This is a genomic window from Nitratireductor sp. CH_MIT9313-5 (assembly GCF_037029545.1).
In the GTDB taxonomy this organism is placed as follows: Bacteria; Pseudomonadota; Alphaproteobacteria; order Rhizobiales; family Rhizobiaceae; genus Chelativorans.
Genome location: NZ_JAYMER010000016.1, coordinates 7,390 through 23,117 on the forward strand (window position 1 = coordinate 7,390; position 15,728 = coordinate 23,117).

General features: G+C 62.1%; 14 protein-coding genes. 7 read left to right on the plus strand and 7 right to left on the minus strand.

The annotated features are described in order from the left end of the window. A partial coding sequence (locus tag WA367_RS12615) for a DUF6538 domain-containing protein (RefSeq protein WP_336057136.1) occupies nt 1-338 on the minus strand: 338 nt, incomplete at its 3' end. Between the two features lie 214 nt (nt 339-552). Continuing rightward, the gene (locus WA367_RS12620) at nt 553-1,764 is read right to left on the minus strand and encodes an IS256 family transposase (protein ID WP_093361833.1); all 1,212 of its coding nucleotides are present in this window, start codon (nt 1,762-1,764) and stop codon (nt 553-555) included. Between the two features lie 99 nt (nt 1,765-1,863). On the opposite strand from WA367_RS12620, the gene WA367_RS12625 reads away from it, so the two are divergent. Continuing rightward, entirely contained in the window at nt 1,864-2,397 is a 534-nt protein-coding gene (locus WA367_RS12625) for a winged helix-turn-helix domain-containing protein (protein WP_093361832.1), read from the plus strand. Continuing rightward, nucleotides 2,358-2,924, plus strand: coding sequence for an IS630 family transposase (locus tag WA367_RS12630; RefSeq protein ID WP_336057137.1), 567 nt, complete (start codon nt 2,358-2,360; stop codon nt 2,922-2,924). Before WA367_RS12625 ends, WA367_RS12630 begins: the two co-directional genes overlap by 40 nt. A 291-nt stretch (nt 2,925-3,215) precedes the next feature. Here WA367_RS12630 and WA367_RS12635 read toward each other — a convergent pair whose 3' ends face one another. Genes WA367_RS12635 through WA367_RS12645 form a run of 3 tightly spaced genes read right to left on the minus strand, consistent with a single transcriptional unit; the run spans nt 3,216 to nt 8,046 of the window. Continuing rightward, nucleotides 3,216-6,305: an efflux RND transporter permease subunit gene (locus tag WA367_RS12635; protein ID WP_336057138.1), complete on the minus strand. Its 3,090-nt coding sequence runs from the start codon at nt 6,303-6,305 to the stop codon at nt 3,216-3,218. 33 nt (nt 6,306-6,338) lie between these two features. After that, nucleotides 6,339-7,481, minus strand: coding sequence for an efflux RND transporter periplasmic adaptor subunit (locus tag WA367_RS12640; protein ID WP_336057139.1), 1,143 nt, complete (start codon nt 7,479-7,481; stop codon nt 6,339-6,341). Further along, complete coding sequence (locus WA367_RS12645) at nt 7,468-8,046, minus strand: TetR/AcrR family transcriptional regulator (RefSeq protein WP_336057140.1); 579 nt, start codon at nt 8,044-8,046, stop codon at nt 7,468-7,470. The genes WA367_RS12640 and WA367_RS12645 overlap by 14 nt, the downstream gene beginning before the upstream one ends. Before the next feature lie 418 nt (nt 8,047-8,464). Between WA367_RS12645 and WA367_RS12650 the strand changes: the two genes are divergently transcribed. Continuing rightward, entirely contained in the window at nt 8,465-9,283 is an 819-nt protein-coding gene (locus WA367_RS12650) for an IclR family transcriptional regulator (RefSeq protein ID WP_336057141.1), read from the plus strand. On the opposite strand, the gene WA367_RS12655 is transcribed toward WA367_RS12650, so the two are convergent. Together WA367_RS12655 and WA367_RS12660 are read right to left on the minus strand one after the other, a co-directional pair. Beyond that, nucleotides 9,258-9,704: a Zn-ribbon domain-containing OB-fold protein gene (locus WA367_RS12655; protein ID WP_336057142.1), complete on the minus strand. Its 447-nt coding sequence runs from the start codon at nt 9,702-9,704 to the stop codon at nt 9,258-9,260. The genes WA367_RS12650 and WA367_RS12655 overlap by 26 nt on opposite strands. Then, nucleotides 9,701-10,897, minus strand: coding sequence for a thiolase family protein (locus tag WA367_RS12660; protein ID WP_336057143.1), 1,197 nt, complete (start codon nt 10,895-10,897; stop codon nt 9,701-9,703). The genes WA367_RS12655 and WA367_RS12660 overlap by 4 nt, the downstream gene beginning before the upstream one ends. A gap of 218 nt (nt 10,898-11,115) precedes the next feature. Between WA367_RS12660 and WA367_RS12665 the strand changes: the two genes are divergently transcribed. From WA367_RS12665 to WA367_RS12680, 4 genes are all read left to right on the plus strand, one after another. Further along, on the plus strand, nt 11,116-12,477 hold the full coding sequence (locus WA367_RS12665) for a hypothetical protein (RefSeq protein WP_336057144.1): 1,362 nt from the start codon (nt 11,116-11,118) through the stop codon (nt 12,475-12,477). Nucleotides 12,478-12,728: 251 nt separating this feature from the next. Then, nucleotides 12,729-14,051 (plus strand): CaiB/BaiF CoA transferase family protein, encoded by a 1,323-nt coding sequence (locus tag WA367_RS12670; protein WP_336057145.1) that lies wholly within the window; start codon nt 12,729-12,731, stop codon nt 14,049-14,051. Nucleotides 14,052-14,084: 33 nt separating this feature from the next. After that, nucleotides 14,085-14,558, plus strand: a complete 474-nt coding sequence (locus tag WA367_RS12675; protein WP_336057146.1) for a MaoC/PaaZ C-terminal domain-containing protein — start codon at nt 14,085-14,087, stop codon at nt 14,556-14,558. A gap of 2 nt (nt 14,559-14,560) precedes the next feature. Beyond that, nucleotides 14,561-15,715 carry an acyl-CoA dehydrogenase family protein gene (locus WA367_RS12680; RefSeq protein WP_336057147.1) on the plus strand — a complete coding sequence of 385 codons (1,155 nt, stop codon included), beginning with the start codon at nt 14,561-14,563 and terminating at the stop codon, nt 15,713-15,715. The last annotated feature ends 13 nt before the right edge of the window (nt 15,716-15,728 follow it).

The window sequence follows — 15,728 nt, forward strand, 5'->3', positions numbered from 1 at the left end:
GACGAATGATCGATCATGAGTCTGGCTGCCCAGTCCAACGGTTTGCCAGGATTTTCCTCATGCGCGGCCACTTTCTCACGGTAGATCTCTCCAGCCATCGCGCTGGCTTCTTTTTGACTGACCGTGCGCACACCCTTACGCAGCTCCATCCATTGCGCTTCGATCTCGGCCGCAAGTTCGGCATGGCGCTGCTTTGCAGCGATGGGGTCGCGCGTTCCCAGGCTGATCTTGATCTCGGTCTTGCCAATGATGGAACGCAGGTCCTTGGGCACGCGCTTGCGAAACTGCAGAAAAGACGATTCAGGACGTTTGGATGGACGATTCATTTTGAGGACCATGTGTACCGCCTTTGTGTACCAGTAGGACGGTTGCAGATCCCTTAAACTCAAAGAGTTGAGCGTTTACAGGCGTTTGGGAGCTTCATGGCGGAGGGAGCAGGACCGGAGTCAAACGTTCTCCACAATGGAAAAGCACCGCTTAGGTTTAGTCTACTCCTGGATGTTCTTGTCTAACAGGCTGCTGAGGTAGTGTCCAGAGTCTTTCGCACTTTCATCATGCGACGACGGCTCCTTGGGTTTGCTCCGCGAATAGCGGGGTCATGTTCATGTACTTCCGTGTCGACCACTGGGTTCCAGCGATGTGACGCAGACGGGCGGCGGCGAGGTTCAGGCAGGATTTACCGTCCGGGAAGGCGCCGACGACTTTCGTGCGCCGCCTGATCTCGCGCATGATCCGTTCCAGCGGGTTGTTGGTTCTTAGCTTGATCCAGTGGCTGTCTGGAAAGCCGTAATAGGTCAGCGTCTCGTGGCCGCTCTCTTCCAACAGCTCTGCCGCTTTCACCAATCTCATGGCGCGCAAATCGGCGATCACCGCCTGCATCTTCTCGGCTGCCGCCTTGCGGTCCTCCTGGGCGTGGATCGCCTTCAGCATTTTGCTGATATCCCGGACCTTGCCCGACGGCACCAGGCTGAAGACGTTGCGGTAGAAATGAACGACACAGCGCTGCCATTGGGTGTCCGGCAGGACCTCGGTGGCGCTCTCCACCAGCCCCCGGCAGGCGTCGGATACGATCAGCTGCACGCCCGAGAGCCCGCGATCCACCAGATGGCGCAGGAAGGCCGACCAGCCGGACTTGTCCTCCTTGGGGCCTTCCATGATGCCCAGGATCTCTCGGTAACCGTCGGCGGTGACGCCGATGGCCACCAGCAGCGACACGTTGCGCACCTCACCGGCCCAACTGCGCTTCATGACAATGCCATCGAGGAAGACATACGGGTGGTCGCCCTCGATTTTCCGGTGCCGCCAGTCGTCGATCTTGGCGTAGATCTTCTTGTTCAGGTTCGAGACCGTGCCGGGGCTCACCCGCGTGCCCCAGAGCGCCTCGGTGATGTCTTCCACTCGGCGCACCGAGACGCCCGCCAGATACATCTCGATCAGCGCCTCCTCGACCGAGCTTTCCCGGCGCTGGTAGCGCTCGATGATCGCCGTCTCGAAGGTCTGCCGGCGCAGCTTCGGCACCTTGAGCTTCACCGATCCGGCCTTCGTCTCCAGCGAACGCTCGTAACTGCCCGCCCGCGTGTCCTTGCGGCCTTCGCTCCGCTCATACCGGCCGGCCCCGCACAGCCGGTCCGCCTCGGCATCGAGCATCGCATTCAGCGCTTCCTCCACCGTGCCACGCACCATCTCGCCAAGGTGGTCGCGAATGCGCGCCTCGTCGATCTGTATCACTTGCCCCATCGCATTGGGCTTCTCGTTCTCGTCCATTCTCATACGGCCTCCGCCTGATTGACTCGCGGTGCGTGGGATTCCCTGCTGGAATGAAACGCTTTAGACTCCTTCCCAACGACAACGAAGGGGGCAGGCATGGTACAGGTTGCGGCTCATCTGAGCGTCGCCGAGTTGCAGGCGGGATATCGCGGCAGCAAGGATGCGACACTGGCGCGCCATTTTCAGGTGATCTGGCTGCTGGCGCGGGGGCACACGGTTGCCGAAACTGCACAGCTGACCGGGTTTGTTCGGCGCTGGGTCGAGGAGTTGCTGGTGCGCTACAACCGCTTCGGGCCGGCCTCGCTCGGCGACCGGCGCCGGCGGAACGGCGCGAAGCCACGGATTCTGACGCCGCAGGTTCTGGCGATGCTGCGCGAGCGGGTGAAGGCCCCGCCCGACGACGGTGGGGTCTGGACCGCGAAGAAGGTGGCGGCGGTGATCGCGGCCGAACTTGGGCTCACGCGGGTCGCCGAGCAGCGCGGCTGGGAGGCTCTCAAGGCGATCGGCTGGACCGTCCAGCGTCCACGGCCGCAGCATGCGCAGGCGGCGACGGCCGAGGAGCAGGAAGCGTTTAAAAAAAGCTCGCGGGGGTGGTCGTCGAGGAAGCGGAGCGCCATCCCGGCGCGGTGATCGAGGTCTTCGCCACCGACGAGCATCGCATCGGGCTGAAGCCGATCCTGCGCCGGGTCTGGGCATCCTGCGGCGAACGGCCGGTGGCACGGGGCCACCATCGCTTCGAATGGCTCTACGTCACCGCCTTCGTCTCGCCGGCCACCGGCGAGAGCTTCTGGTATCTCGCGACCGGCGTCGACAAGGCGCTGTTCGAGGACACTCTCCGGCTCTTCGCCCGCGAGGCCGGGGCCGGACGCGACCGGATCATTATCCTCGTGCTCGACGGGGCCGGCTGGCACACCGCGCCGCTCGAGGTGCCAGAAGGCATCCGCCTCGTCTTTCTGCCGCCATACACCCCCGAACTGCAGCCGGCCGAGACACTCTGGGTCCACGTGGACGAGCCGATCGTCAACAGGCACATCGACACCCTCGAAGACCTGGATGCCATCGTCGCCGATCGCTGCGTGAGCCTTGCCGCCAACCGCAATCTCATCCGAAGCCAAGCCGGCTTTCACTGGTGGCCCGACCGCGTTGCCCCGAACTGATCAACCGGAACCGGTATCAGCTCCTCTCAGCCAGTCTGAAAGGAACCGCCATCCAAATCAAATGTGCGAAAGACTCTGTACGTTATCGACTGGCCATCGGTTCGCCGCGCTCTAATTCTAACACTTGTTAGATTGCTAGCGCAATGGCGGACTAACATCAAGCCATGAAATATTGAAGAGTGATTGCCGGTCACAACGGAAGGCAGCTTCTGAACGCCTTCGGGGCACGACTTAGGATTTGCCCGTCAGGTGTCTGCACGCCGGACGGGCACGTCGAACCGGAACATATGGTTAAACCGAGGCCAGATCGGTTTGTGGTCCGGTCGGCTCGCTCTCCCGCTTCGGTGGACGAATCCGAAAGAGGAGCGCGAAAAGCACGGGCACGGCCACCAACGTCAAGACCGAAGCAAAGGCAAGGCCGCCCATGATGGTCACAGCCATCGAGGCGAAGAAGGCATCCGGCAGGAGCGGAACCATGCCGAAAATCGTCGTGCCGGCCGCGAGCACCACTGGGCGCAGACGGCTGACCGATCCATTCATCACGGCCTCGTAGTCCGCAACACCATCTGCACGTTGCAGGTCGATCTCTTCGACCAGAACGATGGCGTTTTTCATCAGCATGCCCGAAAGCGACAGGAAGCCGAGCAGGGCGGTGAAGGTGAAGGGCAGTCCGGTGAACAGGAGCCCCAAGACCATGCCCGTCACGGACATAGGCACGACGAGCCACAGTATGAGCGGCTGGCGAACTTTGTTGAACATCAAAATCGAGATTGTCAGCATGACGAGAAAGCCCAAGGGAAGCTGTTTGCCAAGGCTTGCCTGAGCATCCTTGGCGCTTTCGTACTCGCCGCCCCATTCCATCGAATAATCATCGGGAAGCGGGAGGGCCTCGATTTGTGTCCGGACACTTCGGAAGGCTTCGTCGGCGGTCAGGTCGCCGCGTGCGCCGCCGAGGGCGGTGATCGTTCGTTCGCGGTTGCGCCGGTGAATGAGTGCCTCGACGAGTCGTGGCTCGAACCGCTCGGCAAGGTTGGCCATCGGAACGTATGATCCTGCCCCATCGGACCAAACCGACAGGTCAAGAAGACGGTCGACACCGTCGCGGTCACTCTCGGGAAGACGGAGATGGATTGGGATGACCGTGTCGTCCTCGCGCAGCTCGCCTACACGCAGGCCGGACGTTCCGTAGCGAATGGTATCCGCGATCGCGCTTCGTGTCGCGCCAGCAATGCGCATGCGTGACTCGTCAACAATGGGTTCGACAAGGATCTCTCGCTGTCGCCAATCGGTACGCGGATTGGTGATTGTCCCTGCTTTCTCGAAAATCCTGGTGGCATCGTCCGCGAGCTGGCGCAGGATGACAGGATCTGGTCCCGAAAAGCGGACTGCCACATCGGCGCCGGCGGGCGGACCGAACACGATTTCTTCGACGCGGACCAAGGCGTGGGGGAATTCGGCGGGCAGATCCCGGTTGAGCCGCCTCGCGATGGACGTGATAGCCTCGGCGTCGGCAACTCGAACGATAAGCTGACCGTAGCTCGGATCCGACTGCTCGGGATTATAGGTCAGCATGAAGCGGCTCGCCCCTCTCCCGACGAGGGCGGTCAGGTCCGTCACGCCGTCCTCGTCCAGAAGCATCTGCTCCAGCCGCCGCATTTCAGTGTCGGTGACGTTGATGTCGGTTCCTTGCGGCATCTGGAACTCGACATAGAAGATCGGCGTGTTCGAAGCGGGAAAGAAGGCCTGCTTGACCTGCCCGAAGGCCATGACGGACCAGACGGTCACCCCCACAATCGTCAGGACGACCAGCACACGGTTTCGCAGCGCCAGCCACAGAAACGCGCGGTAAAGCCCGTAGAATGCGCCCTTGTAAGGATCGGTCGACGTGTCCTTCGGCGCTCGGAGCAGCAGCTTGCCGAGGTAGGGCGTAACCGTAACGGCAAGCGCCCAGCTCATCAGCAGCGAGATCGCAATCACCGCAAAGAGCGAGAACAGAAACTCGCCCGTCGCATCCGGCGACAGGCCAATTCCGGAAAAGGCCATGATCCCGATCACGGTCGCACCGAGCAGCGGGATCGACGTCGCGCTTTCCGTTTCTGCCGCCGCCTCCTCTGCGGATTTGCCGCGCGCCATGCCGATCACCATCCCTTCGGTAATGACGATGGCGTTGTCGACGAGCATTCCCATCGCGATGATCAGCGCACCGAGGCTGATCCGTTCCATCGCGATCCCGAAGATCGACATGAAGAACAGCGTCGAGAAGACGGTCAGCCCGAGCGTCGCGCCAACCACGAGCCCTGCGCGCCAGCCCATGGTCAGCATCAGCGCCGCGATGACGATGGTGACCGATTGTCCGAGGCTGACGAGAAAGCTTGAAACCGCTTCATCCACGACGACGTGCTGTTCGTAGATCGGAATGATCTCAGCGCCTTCCGGAAGCTCCGCCTCGAGGCGCTCCAGCCGTGCCGACACCGCCTCGCCGACTTCGACCACGTTCCGGTCCGTTAACGCCGAAACGCCGAGGGTGAAGGCTGGGGCGCCGTTTTGCCGGATGATCTGGCTGGGCTGTTCGGCCGACTCACGGGTCACGCGGGCGATGTCATGGACCGCGACCTGGCCGACGTTTCCGGCCGTGCCCAGCCGCAGCGACTCTATACCTTCGGGACTTACATAGCCTGGCGGAACCGATAGGCCGATTCGGGCGGGGCCCTCGGTGATCTCGCCGTTCAAGAACACCTGGTTCTCGTCCGCCAGAATACCCAGGATTTGGTTCGGCGGAAGGCCCAGTTCGGTGAGCCGTGCGGACGGGATCGAGATGTTGATCACCTCTTCGGCAAGGCCCTGAACCTCGACATTCGCGACGCCATCGACAGTGACCAGCCCGAGCCGCAGGGTCTTGGCCAGGTCGCGCTGTTCCTTCGGGCTCAAACCTTCCGTCGTCACCGCATAGAACATGCCATAGACGTCGCCAAAATCGTCGTTGATGATCGGCGGGCGGGCGCCCGCGGGCAAGTCCCCCTCCACGTCGCGGATGCGGCGGCGCATCTCGTCCCAGACCTGCGGGATTTCGTCCGGCCCATAGGTCATCTCGATCTCGACAGTGATCTGGGCCATGCCCGGCATGGACTTGGACTCCACCCGGTCAAGCTGCTTCATCTGCTGCAACGCATTCTCAACGACGTCGGCGACCTCCTCTTCAACCTCTACGGCCGTAGCGCCGGGATAGGCCACGAAGACAAGCGCCGTCTTGAGGGTGAAGCTGGGGTCTTCGAGGCGGCCGACCGTATTGAGGCCCCAATAGCCGCCAACGAGGCAGAAGATGATGGCGAGCCAAACCGCCACCGGACGCCGGATGCTTGCGCGCGATATGCTGAGTGCCATAGATCCTTTTCCGCCTATCCCAGGAGCACGGGGTCAGAGTCCCGAGACTGCCACCGTCTGGTTTTCTCTAAGCCGCCACCAGCCGCCGGATACGACCACTTCGTCACCTTGGAGGCCTTTCAGAATGGCGATCTCGTCGTCCATCGGAAGGCCCAGACGAACCGTTTTGCGGGCGACCTGGCCAGACGCTTCCTCGTAGATCCAAATGGACGGCTCGGTCCGGCTCGTCGTGTCCACCGCCGATACCGGAACGATGACGGAGTGCGGGCGATCTTCCTCCGCCGCGATCGAGATGCGCACATCCGCCGTCATTCCCGGAAGCAGGCGTGGGTCGATCTTGCCCGTGATTGCGAATTCCACGTCGTAGGTCTGCGCCATGGGATCCACATCCGTGGCGAAGGACCGCAGCACCAGCGGCGCCGTGTAGCCCGGCACCGCCGGGAAAGTCGCAACAACGTCGAAGGCGTCGGGGGACGCCCGCGCGATGGCGGCCAGTTCCTCGGGCAGCGAGATCACGATCCGCATCTCGCTGATATCCTGGAGCCGCACGACCGGCGCGGCCGAGGTGACGTTGACATACTCTTCGATGAAGGCGCGTGCGACGATCGCATCGAAGGGCGCGACGAGCTCGGTTTGTTCGAGGCGCCGCTCGGCCTCGCGAAGCGCAGCGTCTGCCTGTGCCAACTGAGCGCGTGCAGTGTCGAGACGGGCGTCGGCCGCGACTCCCCGTTCGGCGAGACTCGACGCGCGTTCGAATTCGGACTCCGCAAGCTCGAAGGACGCCTGAGTCCGAACGACCGTGAGTTCGAAATCGACCTGATCGAGCTTGGCGATCACCTCGCCCTCGCGTATCCTGTCGCCCGGTTCGACGTGAAGTTGAATAATCTGTCCCGGCACCTGAAACGCAATATCCACCGTGCGGGCGGGCTCGACGCGGCCGGCAACAGTGCGGGACCGATTGACAGCCCGGGTGAGTGCTCGGGTTACCTCTACCACGACCGGTTGGTCGAGTTCGGGCGCGACCGCCGCTTCGGCAGTTTCATTGGTATCTTTCCTCGCTTGGGCCAACACATCGCTCAGAGGCGCCGGAAGGAACGGAATGGCCAGAGCCGCCGCGACTGCGCCCGCAAGCACGGAAGCGACCCGTTTCCAACTTCGCTTTCTATTCGAGTTCATCGATCATGGTCCTCAAGCGTTCGATGGCGCGATCTCTGAGATCTGCGCCGCCGTCGGGAAGATTCAGGAGTTTCTGGAACCGCAGTCCCTGGATTGCCAGGACAGCGACCATAGCACCCGGAGCGTCTTGCGTCTCGGACACGATACGTTCAAGGTCGTCGGCCAGTTCAACTCGTAGCGGATCGAGCAACGGCGGGTCCAATGCGGCAGCCGCAAGAATGGCCATAGACAGGTCATCGGTAACGCCTTCGGACTGCAGTGCCGTTTCGAGATGACCACGTAAAGTGCGTAGCGGGTGCTGCTCCGGCACACTTCCCAGCAGATCCCGATGTTCGGCCAACATCTGATCCAACAGCCCGGAAAGCAGGGCTTTCTTCGTCGGGAAATTGTAAAGCAAGCCACCCTTGCTGAGGCCTGACTCTTTTGCGACCGCGTCGATCGTGATCCTTCCCGCTCCCTCACGCGCGGCTATCGCACGCGCCGCAGAAAGTATCCTGCGGGACGCATTTCTGGATTCTGCAAGGGGCATGTGCTCACTCAAAACTGTACCGTCCGGTCGGTTCACGTTGACTTTCAGGTAGTCTGGGGTTCCATCAAGGTCAAGCGTTCAATCGAATCGAAAGGCTCGCTCTCCATCAAGCTCAAGAAAGCTGGTTGGAGCGACGACTACTTACGGAGCATCCTCAACGGCTTGGCCGCTCCGTGAGGCAAACGCGATTGCCCTGTGTGGCTCCTGATCCAGTCGTCGAGGTCGGCTTGCAGGTCGTCCGGTTGACCCGATGGCAGAGGCCGCATAATCATCCAATTCGCACCGCCGCCCGTCGCGCTTTTCAACATCGAGCGGGACATTCCCCCACCCCGGCCTTCTGCACGGAGCACGTCACCGAAGTTGCCAAAGGGTGTCGATCTCAATAAGTGAGATTCCCGAGGATTGTCGTTGACGGGCTTTCGCAGCAATCCACGATCCAGGAGGAAACCTCTCGATGGCAAGGAAACCGGAGCACAAGCAAAGCAGCGCCGACAAGGCGCTGAAGGTTCTTGATCTTTTCACGGAAGATTTTCCGGCTTGGACGGTCGAGATGCTGATGAAGGAACTGGATGCAACGCGGGCCACCACGTATCGGTACGTCAAGGTGCTATACGATGCCGGACTGCTGGCGACGGGAGCGGGAAGCAGTTATGTGCTCGGCCCCCGCATCATCCAGCTCGATCGCCAGATCCAGCGGTCGGATCCGTTGCTGCAGATCGCCCTGCCGATGCTCGAAGAGGAAAAATCGCCCCTCATCGGCTCCAAGAGCATCTCGAGCCTCTATGGAGATCAGGTGCTGTCGGTCTATGTCGAAAAGTGCGATCCCGACATTTTTCTGACCATGCAGCGGGGCCGGGTGTTTCCGCTGGTCTACGGGGCGCCTTCCCGGATCATCCTGGCCCATTTGCCTCCCTATCAGATGAAGAATTTCTACATTGCCAATGCCGAAGATATCGCCTGTGCGCATCTTGGCGAGACATGGGAGGATTTCCGCACCTCGATGCAACGTCTCCGCAAGCAGGGATACTGCATTGGCAGCGAGATAAACCCCACTGTTGTCGGGATCTCGGCGCCGATCTTTCACGACAAGTCCGCCGTCTCGGCCAGTCTGAGCTATGTGCGCCGCCTCGAGATAACCTCCGACGCGCAGAAAGCGGAACTCGCCGAGCTCGTCGTGGCCGCAGCCGACCGAATTTCCAAGCAGCTATTGTCCTATCGGCCGGAACGCGGAACGCGCGGCCCCGTCTTCACGACCCCTCGGATGTCGGTTTGACGGCCTTGCCGGCGATCCCGCGCGCCGCGTAAAGCGGACCGTCCTCATAGGCCAGCACGACCAGTTCGACCGGCTGGTCCAGCGGCGTGTCGTCCAGCACACGGGTCGCCATGCGCAGTCCTTCGTCGAGGTCCACGATCCCGACCCGATAAGGCAGGTCCGCGGCAAAGACGGCGGGTCCGGCATGCACCGTTGTCGCGGAGTAAAGCCGGCCTCTGCCCGACAGCTCGGTCCACGACACCCGGTCCGACCAGCAGTGCGGGCAGATCGGTTTCGGCGGAAAGCTCGACCGGTCGCAGTCGTCGCAATGGGTCGTGCGGAAGACACCCTTGTTGACGGCATCCCAGAAGAGCTTGGTGAAATCGCTCATGCGGGGCGGGTAGGCGCGTGCGCCGTCGGTCGGGATGATGGGTCGGGTCATGCCACTGCCTCCAGAACGTGAACCATCGCGGCGTTGTAATTGCCCAGTTCGGTGCAGGCGAGCCCCAGTTCGGCGTTCCGCACCTGACGGGCACCGCCGCGCCCGCGCAGTTGCTCGAGCAGTTCGTAGTAGCTGTAAAGTGCCGTGACATAGGCCGGATGCCCGCGCGACAGAAGGCCACCCGAGGTGCAGATCGGAATGCGCCCGCCGAGCGCCGTTTCCCCGCTTGCAGCCTGCCGGGCCCCCTGGCCGACGGGACACAGGCCAAGCGCCTCGGCCACCAGCACCTCGACGATCGTGCAGGGCGCATACACTTCCGCAAGGTCGATATCCGCCGCTCCGATGCCGGCATCGGCAAATGCCTTGGCGCCGGCACGTTGCGCGGCCAGAAACGCGATCATGTCATTGGGAACTTCGCTGATCTGGTGCGCGCCTTCGTGGTAGAAACCTTCGCCCCTGATGTTGACGTATGGCCTGCCGGTACCCTTGGCGACATCCTCCTGCGCGACGACGAGACAGACCGCGCCATCGCCGCGCCCCGGCACCTCGAACAGCCCCAGGGGCTCGACGATCGGCCTTTGGGCAAGAACGTCGTCCAGCGTCATCGGCTTGCGGAACTGGGCAACCGGGTTGTCCATGGCGTGACGGCGGTTCTTCACCGCCACCATCGCCAGATCCTCGCGCGAAGAATTGTGCTCGTGGATGTAGCGCACCGCATCCATGGCATACCACGAGATCGGCGTGAATCCGAACGGGGCGTGGAAATCCACATCCCCCGTGGCCCGCATGGACGACATCATGTGCTCGGGCGCGGCGGTGCCCGTCTCGAAATTGATGCCGAGCGCGAGCGCGACCCGGGTGCGCCCCAGCCGAACCTGATCGACGGCGACCTGGAAGGTCAGCGCCGGAGTCATGCCATTACCCATCACCTCCATCACCAGCCCGTCGCAGGGCAGGCGCATGTAATTCGCCATGAACGTTGCGAAATATTTCTGCTGCGTATAGGGCCGAGGCAGGGTGAAGATCATCGAGCCGACATTTTCCTTCTCTAGGCCCGCATCGGCAAGCGCCTCGACGATCAGGCTGGCGAGAACCTCGTGCTCCAAGTTCTGGGTGCCTGCCTCGCTCAGTCCCTGCAACTTCCCGACCGGCAGCGCCGCACCACCCAGAATGGAAACATTGCCTGCGTACATCAAACTCCCTCCCGTTCGCCATCCGCGCCCGCGGCGCGGAACAACTCATATCGCCTTCTGGTCATGCTTGCAAATAGTCTCGCACTGTGGGAATTTTAGTTGTGCGGGCTGTTTGACGCCGCCGGAGACCGACTGACATGCCCACGGTTGCCACCAATCCAAGCCCGATTTCCCGACGCATGAACGGGCTGCCTGGCTGGTCGGAGCTGATCGGCCTGATGCTGATCGGCCTGATGATTTTTCAGGGAATCGACAGATGGCTGCATGTCTCTACCCTGGGTTTCCCGAGCCTGTGCATCATGGTGGCGCTCGTTCCCTATCTTCTGTTGCGCGGCGGGAAGGTCGGCCGTCTCTTCGTGATGCTTTCGGTCCTGTCGGCGGGACTGGCCTTGATCAGGCTGGAAAACGCACCCGAAGTCCTGACGGAAGCGCTGACCCGGGCGGCCTTCTTCCAGGCGTTCCTGACCGCCGTCTTCACGCTTCAGGAAGCCGCATCCCGGTCTTCGACCATCAACCGCGTCGGCCTTTTCCTGATCTCTCAGCCACTTCGGAAACAATCGATCCTTACCCTGCTGGGCACCAATCTCATGGCCCTGATGATGAACATGGGGTCGCTTGTCATGATCGGAACGCTGGCCCGGGATCGCATGGTCAACGACGACACCGGCGACTCCGGGGCGACTGAACGCGGATGGATGACGGCGGTCGCAGCACTCCGCGGCTTCTCACCCACGGCCACATGGTCGCCGCTGGCCTTGCCGCCAGTCTTCCTGTCGTCGCTTTATCCCGAGGTGTCTCTGGCTGAAACCATGATGGTTGGCGTCGTGATTTCCGTCGCGATCCTTGCGGTCAGCTGCCTCTTCACTTTTTGGCAGGCGGCGGCAATCGCTCGCAAAAACCATGCTCCCGATGCAGAGGCTGTACCCCTTCCCGGGCGAAGCATCGCAAGACTCACTCTGCTATTGAGCGCGATCTTCGCGGCGATCTATCTTTCTGCGCACCGGCTCGAGATGTCGACCTCCGCCGCCGTCCTGGTCATCATTCCCGTCACGTCGTGCCTCTGGCTGACTGTCGGGCAGGGGCACACGTTTGGTTCGCTGGTCGAAGGCCCCTTGCAAAACATGGTTTTCCACCGCTTGCCCATTCAGGCGGCTGAAACGAGCGTCATCGTCTCCGCGGCCTTTCTCGGCCCCGTGCTCATCGCGCTGTTCCCGATGGAGGAGGCGGCGCAGGTGGTGATAGGGGCGCACTTGTCGGGGGCCTGGCTGCTGTCGCTGATTTTCCTGGGCATCATCGCTCTGGCCATGATCGGCCTCAATCCCGTGCTGACGTCGACCCTCGCCATTGCGGTGCTGGGTGATCCGGGCAATTTCGGATTGACACCTCTGATGATCATCACCGTCATTCTGCCCGCATGGGCGCTCGCGGCGCAGTTTTCGCCCTACACGGGAACGGCGACCATCGTTAGCCGCATGTTCAACGTGTCGCCCGAGAGACTGGTTTTCGTTCGTAACGGGCCGTTCATGGTTCTGAGCCTGACCCTCGCACTTCTTGCCATCCATGTGTCCCATCCCAGATGATCGCGTAAGCCCCCTCGGCGATCGGTGTTGTTCATGGCAAGAACGGGTTTGAGGGACGCAGTTTCCCCGGCGGGTGGTGCAAGAGGCCGCGCGCCGCGCTGCGTCGGAGGTTCTGCGTGCGGTTTCCTCATGCACCCCCGCCGGGGCATGCCGTGAGAAAAAGCCCTCAATCAGCCTGAGGTCATTGCGGGTCGTTGAATAATCTCGCATGATGGGAAATATACCCAATGAGACCTGGAGGAGGTAGCGCGATGCCCGCCGAACCGGCACAATCGAAAAGCATCCCCGAAGCTGCGCACGAACCTGGCGAAGCCAAGCGCCGCCCGATGTACGATTTCCCCGTGCATCCCGCCTCCGGCGCAAAGAAGCCGGGTCCGCTGACAGGCATCCGCGTGATCGACTTCACCCATTTCATCGCCGGTCCGCTCGGGACGATGATGCTGGCCGATCTGGGCGCGGAGGTGATCAAGATCGAATCGCCGAAAGGCGAGGATTTCCGTCAGTTTCCACCTGCCGATCCCGCGCTTGGCGGCGAAGGGTCGCCCTTTCTCTGGACCAACCGGAACAAGAAGAGCGTTGTGCTGAACCTCAAGACTAGGGAGGCGCAGGAGATCGTGCGCCAGATGGTCGCCAAGGCCGATGTGCTGGTCGAGAACTTCTCGAGCGGCGTGATGGAGCGGTTCGGACTGGGATACGAAGACCTGAAGACGGTCAATCCCGACCTCATCTACACCTCGGTTTCGGCCTACGGCCGTTCGGGGCCCTACGCCGACCGCCTCGGGTTCGATACCGTGGTGCAGGCCGAAAGCGGTTTCATGTCGTTCAACGGTTTCCCCGATCGCGACGGCATCCGGGTGCAGCCCGTGATCATGGACAGTTCCACCGCGATGATGGCCGCGAACGGCATCCTTGCCGCCCTCTTCCGGCGTGAGCGCGAAGGCGGTGGGCAGCGAGTCGAGGTTTCGCTCTACGAGACGTCGATGATCATGGTCGGTTACGGGGCGATGCAGTATCTGATGAATGGGGTCGAGCCATCCCGGATCGGCAATTCCAGTAACGACACCGCACCGACGGGTGTGTTCCACACCAGCGACTCGGCATTTTTTGTTTCGTCGTCCAACACAGCGATCTTCCAGCGCATCTTCCGCCTGATCGGCCGGGACGACGTGGCCGACGACCCCGCGCTCCAGGATCGGATGGAGCGTTTGAAGCGCCGCGAGTGGATGCGTGAAATCCTCGCGGAGGCGTTTGCCAGGAAGCCCTGGGCCTACTGGGAGCCCAAGCTGCGCGAGGCGAACGTGCCCGCCGGCGAGATGCGCACGCTGGCCGCAGCCCTGCATTCCGATGAAACGCGTGCGGCCAATCTGGTGACGCGTGTGCCCCATCCGACCGCCGGTTTCGTTCCCAACATCGCACTGCCCATCCATCTGTCGGATTCTCCCGTCGTCGATCCGGTCGCCGCGCCGATCCTCGGGCAGCACACCCGGAGCGTGCTGGAGGAGATGGGATACGACGCGGACGGGATCGCCGAACTGCGAAAAGCCGGTGCTTTCGGCCCGTTCGAGCCGAAGTGAGCGACCTCAGGACATCGAAGTGGAGGAGATGCGATGAAAGGCATGTTCATCGAGGATTTTGAAGAGGGCAGGGTCGACATCAGCCCGGGCCGCACTGTCACGGAGACGGATGTTGTCGCCTATTCATGGGTGTCGGGTGACGTGAATCCGATGCACACGGATGCGCAATACGCGGCCAAGTCGCCCATCGGCGCACGGATCGCCCACGGCACGCTGGGTATGTCGATCGCCACGGGCCTGAGCGCCCAGATCGGCGGGCTGATCGGCACCGCGATCGCGGCGATCGGCGTCGACGACTGGACGTTCCTGAAGCCGATCTTCATCGGCGACACGGTGACGCTTCACGCCACAGTCGTCAGCGCACGGGTCAGTTCATCCAAGCCAGACCGGGGCATCCTGATCCGCCGCATGGAGTTGAAGAACCAGCGTGGCGACATCGTCCAGAGCGGACTCATGAAGACCATGGTGCGGGCGCGCGCGGTCTACGGCAAGGACAAGGAACAATGACAATGGAATTCATCAACACCGCCGGTCTGACCGACGATCAGAAGATGATCCGGGAAACGACGCTGGATCTTCTGAGCAAGCATCTCCCGTTCGAGTCGATCCGCCAGATGGACGACGACCGCGAATTTCCCCATGCCGCGTACAATGCCCTCGCGGAGGCCGGCTTCACCGGGCTGTTCTATCCCGAGGAATACGGCGGTTCCGGGTGCAGCCACTCCGACCTGACGGCCCTGGTCGAGGCGCTCGGATATTACTACACCGGGATCGCCCAAGCCTACATGACCACGGTGATCTATGCCGGGATGCACATCGTCAACAGCGGCAGCGACGCGATGAAAAAGCGGGAGATCCCCGATATCATCAGCGGCAAGACAAAGCTGGCCCTGGCGATGTCCGAACCTGGCACGGGCTCGGATGTGGCGGGGATCAAGACCTCCGCCATCCGGCAGGGCGATCACTATGTGCTGAACGGCAACAAGATCTGGATCACCTGCGCGCATGTGGCCGACAAGCTCGTGGTCGTGTGCAAGACCGACCCGAATGCGGGCCGCCACAAGGGCATGAGCACCCTGCTGGTCGACACGTCGCTTCCGGGGGTCGAGATCCGGCCGCTCAAGATGATGGGACGGCGCACCACCCATGCCAACGAGGTGTTCTTCACCGATGTGAAGGTTCCGGCAGAGAATCTGATCGGCGAGGAAGGCGGCGCGTGGAAGAGCCTCATGAAATGCCTGAATGTGGAACGTCTTTGCCTGTCGGCCATTTCCGCCGGCCACTGCTTCCGCATCACCGATTACGCGACGGCTTACGCGCGCGACCGGATCCAGTTCGGACAGCCGATTTCGCAATTCCAGGTCATCCAGCACAAACTGGTCGACATGCTGATCGCGTCGGAAACCGCCCGGCAGGTCACATGGCGGGTCGCGTCGCTGATGGATCAGGGGGAGAACCCGATCCGCGAGACGTCGATCGCCAAGATCGTGACCTCGGAGGCGAACGTGAAGTGCGCGGATATCGGGCTGCAGGTCATGGGTGGCGCGGGGTATTCGTCGGAATACATGATGGAGATGTACTATCGCGATTGCCGGGTCGGACCGATCGGCGGCGGATCGAACGAGATCCAGCGCAACATCATCGCCAAGCAGATGCAACTCTGAGCGACCGGCAGGC

Coding starts and splice junctions, on each gene's coding strand:
- WA367_RS12635 (WP_336057138.1), bottom strand. CDS start 6,305: ATGGCACTCAGCATATCGCGCGCAAGCATCCGGCGTCCGGTGGCGGTT.
- WA367_RS12660 (WP_336057143.1), bottom strand. CDS start 10,897: ATGTACGCAGGCAATGTTTCCATTCTGGGTGGTGCGGCGCTGCCGGTC.
- WA367_RS12640 (WP_336057139.1), bottom strand. CDS start 7,481: ATGAACTCGAATAGAAAGCGAAGTTGGAAACGGGTCGCTTCCGTGCTT.
- WA367_RS12665 (WP_336057144.1), top strand. CDS start 11,116: ATGCTGATCGGCCTGATGATTTTTCAGGGAATCGACAGATGGCTGCAT.
- WA367_RS12675 (WP_336057146.1), top strand. CDS start 14,085: ATGAAAGGCATGTTCATCGAGGATTTTGAAGAGGGCAGGGTCGACATC.
- WA367_RS12670 (WP_336057145.1), top strand. CDS start 12,729: ATGCCCGCCGAACCGGCACAATCGAAAAGCATCCCCGAAGCTGCGCAC.
- WA367_RS12655 (WP_336057142.1), bottom strand. CDS start 9,704: ATGACCCGACCCATCATCCCGACCGACGGCGCACGCGCCTACCCGCCC.
- WA367_RS12680 (WP_336057147.1), top strand. CDS start 14,561: ATGGAATTCATCAACACCGCCGGTCTGACCGACGATCAGAAGATGATC.
- WA367_RS12620 (WP_093361833.1), bottom strand. CDS start 1,764: ATGGACGAGAACGAGAAGCCCAATGCGATGGGGCAAGTGATACAGATC.
- WA367_RS12650 (WP_336057141.1), top strand. CDS start 8,465: ATGGCAAGGAAACCGGAGCACAAGCAAAGCAGCGCCGACAAGGCGCTG.
- WA367_RS12625 (WP_093361832.1), top strand. CDS start 1,864: ATGGTACAGGTTGCGGCTCATCTGAGCGTCGCCGAGTTGCAGGCGGGA.